This window comes from Micromonospora sp. NPDC049799, from assembly GCF_040656655.1.
In the GTDB taxonomy this organism is placed as follows: Bacteria; Actinomycetota; Actinomycetes; order Mycobacteriales; family Micromonosporaceae; genus Micromonospora.
On sequence record NZ_JBFAMU010000293.1, the window covers coordinates 1 to 6,187 of the forward strand.

General features: G+C 73.8%; 7 protein-coding genes and 1 pseudogene. 6 read left to right on the top strand and 2 right to left on the bottom strand.

The features are described from left to right. Both AB0I76_RS20190 and AB0I76_RS20195 read right to left on the bottom strand, forming a co-directional pair. The coding region (locus AB0I76_RS20190) for a GAF domain-containing protein (RefSeq protein ID WP_357037533.1) at positions 1 to 1,407 on the bottom strand (1,407 nt) is incomplete at its 3' end. Positions 1,408 to 1,421: 14 nt separating this feature from the next. Beyond that, complete coding sequence (locus AB0I76_RS20195; protein WP_357037515.1) at positions 1,422 to 2,204, bottom strand: 3-hydroxybutyrate dehydrogenase; 783 nt, start codon at positions 2,202 to 2,204, stop codon at positions 1,422 to 1,424. Positions 2,205 to 2,371: 167 nt separating this feature from the next. On the opposite strand from AB0I76_RS20195, the gene AB0I76_RS20200 reads away from it, so the two are divergent. From AB0I76_RS20200 to AB0I76_RS20225, 6 genes and pseudogenes are all read left to right on the top strand, one after another. Then, positions 2,372 to 2,665 carry a DUF1905 domain-containing protein gene (locus AB0I76_RS20200; protein WP_357037518.1) on the top strand — a complete coding sequence of 98 codons (294 nt, stop codon included), beginning with the start codon at positions 2,372 to 2,374 and terminating at the stop codon, positions 2,663 to 2,665. 94 nt (positions 2,666 to 2,759) lie between these two features. Then, positions 2,760 to 3,287, top strand: a complete 528-nt coding sequence (ruvC, locus tag AB0I76_RS20205) for a crossover junction endodeoxyribonuclease RuvC (RefSeq protein ID WP_357037521.1) — start codon at positions 2,760 to 2,762, stop codon at positions 3,285 to 3,287. Continuing rightward, positions 3,284 to 3,886 (top strand): Holliday junction branch migration protein RuvA, encoded by a 603-nt coding sequence (gene ruvA, locus AB0I76_RS20210; RefSeq protein ID WP_357037524.1) that lies wholly within the window; start codon positions 3,284 to 3,286, stop codon positions 3,884 to 3,886. The genes ruvC and ruvA overlap by 4 nt, the downstream gene beginning before the upstream one ends. Further along, a complete protein-coding gene (gene ruvB / locus AB0I76_RS20215) occupies positions 3,883 to 4,953 on the top strand; it encodes a Holliday junction branch migration DNA helicase RuvB (protein ID WP_357037527.1) in 1,071 nt (356 codons plus the stop codon). Before ruvA ends, ruvB begins: the two co-directional genes overlap by 4 nt. Before the next feature lie 140 nt (positions 4,954 to 5,093). Further along, entirely contained in the window at positions 5,094 to 5,435 is a 342-nt protein-coding gene (gene yajC / locus AB0I76_RS20220; protein ID WP_357037530.1) for a preprotein translocase subunit YajC, read from the top strand. Positions 5,436 to 5,690: 255 nt separating this feature from the next. Then, positions 5,691 to 6,187: pseudogene (locus AB0I76_RS20225) on the top strand (protein translocase subunit SecD); the annotation flags it as partial.

The following is a 6,187-nucleotide window of genomic DNA, read 5'->3' on the forward strand; positions in this document are numbered from 1 at the left end:
CCGGCCCGGCAGCATCAGCACCACGCGGCCGTCGCGCGCCGCTGCCAGGCCACCCCGGGTCGAGGCGTACGTCGTGGCCCACGACAGGACCCGCAGCCGGGCGGAGCCGGTCGCGGCGATCGCGTCGTCGCCCACCGCCACGAGAACGTGCGGGGCGTCCAGGTCCACGCCGAGGCGACGGGCGCGGCTGCGCAGCGCGTCGGTGTCCCGCAGCGGACGGGCGATCAGGTCGTCGAGCAGCTCGCCGCGGACCCGCCCCTCCGCCTCGGCGACGGTACGACGGAACAGCAGCAGCAGCGCGGTCACGAACGACGCGCGCTCCAGGATCCGCTGGTCCGCGTCGACCAGCTCGTCGTCCGGGCGCAGCACCAGCGCGCCCAGGTTCTCGGCGCCGGCCACCACCGCCGCGTACCAGAGGTGACCCCGGCGGACGCTGCGCCCCTCGGTACGCGACGCGGCCACCGCCTCCACGATGTCCGCCCGGTCCGGTTCGTCGATCTCCCCGACCCGGGCCAGCAGCCGCCCCTCCGCGTCCAGCGCCAGCAGCGCGCCACCGAGGACCTCGGTCACCGCGGCGGCCACGTCCTCCACGCCGCCGCCGCGCAGCACCAACGCGGTCATCCGGTCGTGCGCCGCCGCCGCCCGCTCCACCGACGTGCTGTGCGCCCGGATGGTGGTGTTGGCGGCGGACAGCTCCTCCAGCGCCGCGCGGGTCTCGGCCAGCAGCCGGGCGGTGTCGATGGCGACCGCGGCGTGCGCGGCGAGGGAGACCAGCAGGGCCACCTCCTCGCGGGCGAACGGCCGGGCCGAGCGGTTCGCCGCGTACAGCACGCCGATCGACGTGGAGCCCAGCCGCAGCGGCACCCCGAGGATCGCCACCAGCCCCTCCTCGCCGACCCCCGCGTCGATCTCCCCGGTGTGGTGGAACCGGTCGTCCTCCGGGTAGTTCGCGGTGACGTACGGGGCCCCGGACTGGGCCACCAGACCGCCGAGGCCGGCGCCCATCGGCAGCCGCAGCCGCTGGAACCGGGCCGAGACCGAGCCGTCGGTCACCCGCATGTACGTGTCGCCGCGCTCGTCGTCGTTGAGGGTCATGTAGGCGACGTCGGCGCCGAGCAGAGTGCGCGCCCGGTGGACGATCGCGCGCAGCACGTCGTCCACGTCGCGCAGCCCGGCCAGGTCGCTGACCGTGTCGTACAGGCCGGACAGCTCGGTCTCCCGGCGGCGGCGGCGTTCCAGCAGCGCGCGGACCCGCAGCGCCACCGTCTTCGCCTGCTCCAGCTCCGCCAGCCGGTCCGCGGGCAGGCCGGCGGCGCGGGCGGCCACCAGGGGGCCCTCGAACTCCACCGCGGCCGCCTCGCGGGCTAGCAGTTCCAGGAACTCCACCGGCGACGACATGACCGACATTGTGCGGGGTGCCACTAGTTCGCCGTCCAGCCCCCGTCGAGGGCGATCGAGGCGCCGGTGATGAACGCCGCCGGCGGGGAGCAGAGGTACGCCAGCAGCTCCGCCACCTCCTCCGGCTCGATCAGCCGCTTGATCGCGGCCCGGGCCAGCATGATCTTCTCGACCACCTCGCTCTCCGGGATGCCGTGGGTGGCCGCCTGGTCGGCGATCTGGCTCTCCACCAGCGCGGTGCGCACGTACGCCGGATTGATGCAGTTGGCCGTCACCCCGTGCGCGGCGCCCTCCAGCGCGATCACCTTGGACAGGCCCTCCAGGGCGTGCTTGGCCGACACGTACGCCGCCTTGTACGGCGAGGCACGCAGCCCGTGCACGGAGGAGATGTTGACGATGCGGCCCCAGCCCCGCGCGTACATGTGCGGAAGCGCCCGGCGGACGATCAGGAACGGTGCCTCCACCATCACCCGGTGGATGTAGGCGAACCGCTCGGGGGAGAAGTCCTGCACCGGTGCCACGTGCTGGAGCCCGGCGTTGTTCACCACGATGTCGATGTCGGCGTCGAGCCGGTCCACCGCAGCCGCGTCGGCGAGGTCGACACCCTCGGCCCGGCCGCCGGCCTCGGTCGCCACCGCCTTGGCGGCCTCGGTGTTGCGGTCCACCACGAGGACCTTGGCCCCGGCGGCGGCCAGCCGTAGGGCGCACGCCCGACCGATGCCACTGCCGCCCCCGGTCACCAGGGCGGTACGACCTGCGAGGTCGACGTGTACGACGTGGGGGACCGCCACGGGTTCTGCCGTCATGGCGCAAGAAGTTACGAGCTGTGTGGCCGGGCGCACATGGGGCGGCGACACATACTCGCCCCTCAAGGTGTGTGGACGGATGTCGCCGGCGGCAACGGGCCGGCTTGGTGTCGGATCCGGGTGGCATCCTCGCGGTCGACGATCGGCGCGAGGTCGAGGGGGCACGCATGACCGACGGGGAGCGGAGCTGGCAGGAAACCTTCGAGGCGACGCTCGTCCGCTGGTCGGGCCCGGGCGGCTGGGTCTTCGCCCCGGTACCGCCCGACCAGGCGCCCGCCTCCGCCGGGCCTTTCGGGCGGGTGCCGGTGACCGCCACCGTGGACGGTCGCACCTGGTCCACCAGCGTCTGGCGGGACCGGCGCGCCGGCTGGCTGCTGCCGGTGCCGGCCCGGATCCGGGCCGGCAAGGACGACGGCGACAACGTCCTCGTCGCGATCGAGCCCGACCCGTCCCGCCCCTGACCGCAGGGGTGACGGCGTGTCCCGGGCGACGAGCGTTCCGGGGCATCGGTAGGGTGTCGAACACACGTACTGCCGACGGGTGGGAGGAGGCGGCGTGCGCGTGCTGGGCGTCGACCCGGGGCTGACCCGGTGCGGGGTCGGCGTGGTCGAGGGCGTGCCGGGCCGCCCCTGCACGCTGGTCGCCTACTACGTCGTCTACACCGACCCCGGCGACGACCTGCCGGTGCGCCTGCTGCATCTGGACCGCACCCTCACCGAGCTGGTAGCCGAGCACCGTCCGGACAGCGTCGCCGTCGAGCGGGTGTTCAGCCAGCACAACGTCCGCACCGTGATGGGCACCGCCCAGGCCAGCGGGATCGCGGTGCTCGCCGGGGCCCGCGCCGGGCTGCCCGTGCAGACGTACACGCCGAGCGAGGTGAAGGCGGCGGTGACCGGTTCGGGTCAGGCGGACAAGAAGCAGATGACGGCGATGGTCACCCGGCTGCTGCGGCTGGCGGAGCCGCCCCGCCCGGCCGACGCCGCCGACGCCCTGGCCCTGGCCATCTGTCACGTGTGGCGCGGCGGGACGCGGACGAAGCTGGCCGCCGCGGCGGACCGGGTGCGACGAGGAGGAGCCAGATGATCGCCAGTGTGCGCGGCGTGGTGACCGCGACCGGTCCCGACCATGCCGTGGTCGAGGTCGGCGGGGTGGGGCTGGCGGTGCAGTGCGCCCCGGGGACGCTCGCCGACCTGCGGGTGGGGCAGCCGGCCCGGCTCGCCACCAGCCTGGTGGTCCGGGAGGACTCCCTCACCCTCTACGGCTTCGCCGACGACGACGCCAAGCAGCTCTTCGAGCTGTTGCAGACCGCCAGCGGAGTCGGCCCGCGGCTGGCTCAGGCGGTGCTCGCCGTGCACACCCCGGACGCGGTGCGCAAGGCGGTCGCCAATGCCGACACGGCGGCGCTGACCCGCGTGCCGGGGATCGGCAAGAAGGGAGCCGAGCGCCTGGTGCTGGAGCTGCGCGACCGGATCGGGCCGGTTCCGGTGGGCGCCGACGGCGCGGCCGGGGTGACCGGGGGTGCCTGGCCCGAGCAGGTCCGCCAGGCGCTGGTCGGGCTCGGGTGGACGGCCGGGCAGGCCGACCAGGCGGTGGCCGCGGTGGCGGAGTCCGTCGACGGTCCGGTACCGCCGGTGCCGGTCCTGCTCAAGCAGGCCATCCGACTGCTGGGCAGGACCCGATGACCGGTCCGGACGGCGGCCTGGTCTCGGCGTACGTCAACGACGCCGACCGGGACGCGGAGGTCAGCGTCCGCCCGAAGCGGCTGGACGAGTTCATCGCGCAGCACCGGGTCCGGGACCAGCTCGACCTGCTGTTGCAGGGCGCGATGCGGCGCGGCTCCCCGCCGGACCACATCCTCCTGTCAGGCCCGCCTGGCTTGGGTAAGACCACCCTGGCCAACATCGTCGCGGCCGAGCTGGGCGCGGGGATCCGGGTGACCAGTGGCCCGGCGATCGAGCGCTCCGGTGACCTGGCCGCGATCCTCACCAGCCTCGCCGAGGGCGACGTGCTGTTCATCGACGAGATCCACCGCATCGCCAAGCCGGCCGAGGAACTGCTCTACAGCGCGATGGAGGACTTCCGGGTCGACGTGGTCGTCGGCAAGGGTCCGGGCGCGACCGCGATCCCGCTGGACGTGGAGCCGTTCACGCTGGTCGGCGCGACCACCCGCTCGGGCCTGCTGACCGGCCCGATGCGCGACCGGTTCGGGTTCGTCGCGCACCTGGACTTCTACTCGCCGGCCGACCTGGAGACGCTGCTGCACCGCTCGGCCCGCATCCTCGGGGTGCCGATCACCGACGAGGGCGCCACGGAGATCGCCGGCCGCTCGCGGGGGACCCCCCGCATCGCCAACCGGCTGCTGCGCCGGGTGCGGGACTTCGCCGAGGTCCGGGCCGAGGGGGTGGTCACCCTGGAGACCGCACGGGCGGCCCTGACCGTCTACGACGTGGACGCGCTCGGCCTGGACCGGCTGGACCGGGCGGTGCTCACCGCGCTGGTGGACTCGTTCCGGGGTGGGCCGGTGGGCCTGTCCACCCTGGCGGTGGCGGTGGGGGAGCAGCCGGACACGGTGGAGGAGGTCTGCGAGCCCTTCCTGGTGCGCGCCGGCCTGCTGGCCCGTACGCCCAGGGGTCGGGTGGCCACCGAGGCGGCCTGGCGACACCTGGGCCGTACGCCCCCTAATGGTACATTTGGCACGGATGCCCCTTCCGTGCCTGATCTGTTCTCCAGCGCGCCCGATCAGCCGTGATCCGAACGTGATCTGCACCTCATGGGTGTGTTCCCAGGCGCAGGGACTAGACTCGCGCCGGTCTGTACAGGACGTGAGAATCCGCCTCCGCTCCGGCGCCCCTCGTGCCGGCCCGGAGGCCAATGGGAAGGTCACACACCGTGCTTTACGCAGCAGCGGGCGGCGGGGGAGCCGGCGGTTTCACGCCGATCCTCATGATCGCCCTGCTCTTCGGCGTCATGTACTTCATGATGATCCGCCCCCAGCAGAAGCGTCGCCGTGAGGCGGAGGCCATGCAGTCCGCACTCTCCCCGGGCGACGAGGTCGTCACCATCGGCGGGCTCTACGGCACGGTGACCGGCGTCGACGACGACACCGTCCTGCTCGAGGTCGCCCCCGGCGTGCAGACCCGCTACGCCCGTCCGGCCATCGCCCGGGTGGTCAGCCAGGTCGAGCGCGTCGAGGAGCCCGTCACCGAGGACGCGGACACCGTCAAGGAGTGACCGCGCATCCGGCCGGGGTGCGGAGGGCCGTCCGGGGATCCGGCCGGTCCGCCCACCGGGCAGCGGGCGCGGCGACAAAACTGGATAGTAGGGCCGACGCCGGGCGTCGGCACGCCGGCACGACCGTCGACGCCTGTGCGTCGGCCCGCCGGCGGTGCCGCTCGCGACGTCGGTTCCGGTAAACCGTCGGCCGGGTGACCGGCCCGACCTCGCCGCTGTGGCAGCGGCGCGACCGTACAGGGAGACAGGACAGCCGTGGCACCACCTCAGGGACAGATGCGCCCCGGACGGCAGTTGGCCGTGCTCGGGCTCATCTTCGTCGTCCTCTACCTTTTGGTGTTCTTCGCGGGCAACGCCAGCGGTGGCTGGAAGGACCGGTTGGAGCCACGACTGGGCCTCGACCTGGTCGGCGGAACGCGGCTCACGCTGGAGGCGACCAACAGCGTCGACGGCCGGGCCCCCAACTCCGAGAGCCTGGAGGAGGCCCGCCGGATCATCGAGAGCCGGGTCAACGCGTTCGGCGTGGCCGAGGCCGAGGTGGTCACCGAGGGCGACCGGAACATCGTGGTCTCCCTGCCCGGCGAGAACCGGAACATCGACGAGGTCGGCGAGGCCGCCGAGTTGCGCTTCCGGAAGGTCCTGAAGATCGCCGACGGCAGCGGCGCGTCCGCGACCCCGCCGCCGGCCACCCCGGCACCGTCCGGCAGCGCCACCCCGGCTCCGTCCGGCAGCGCGAAGCCGTCGCCGTCGGC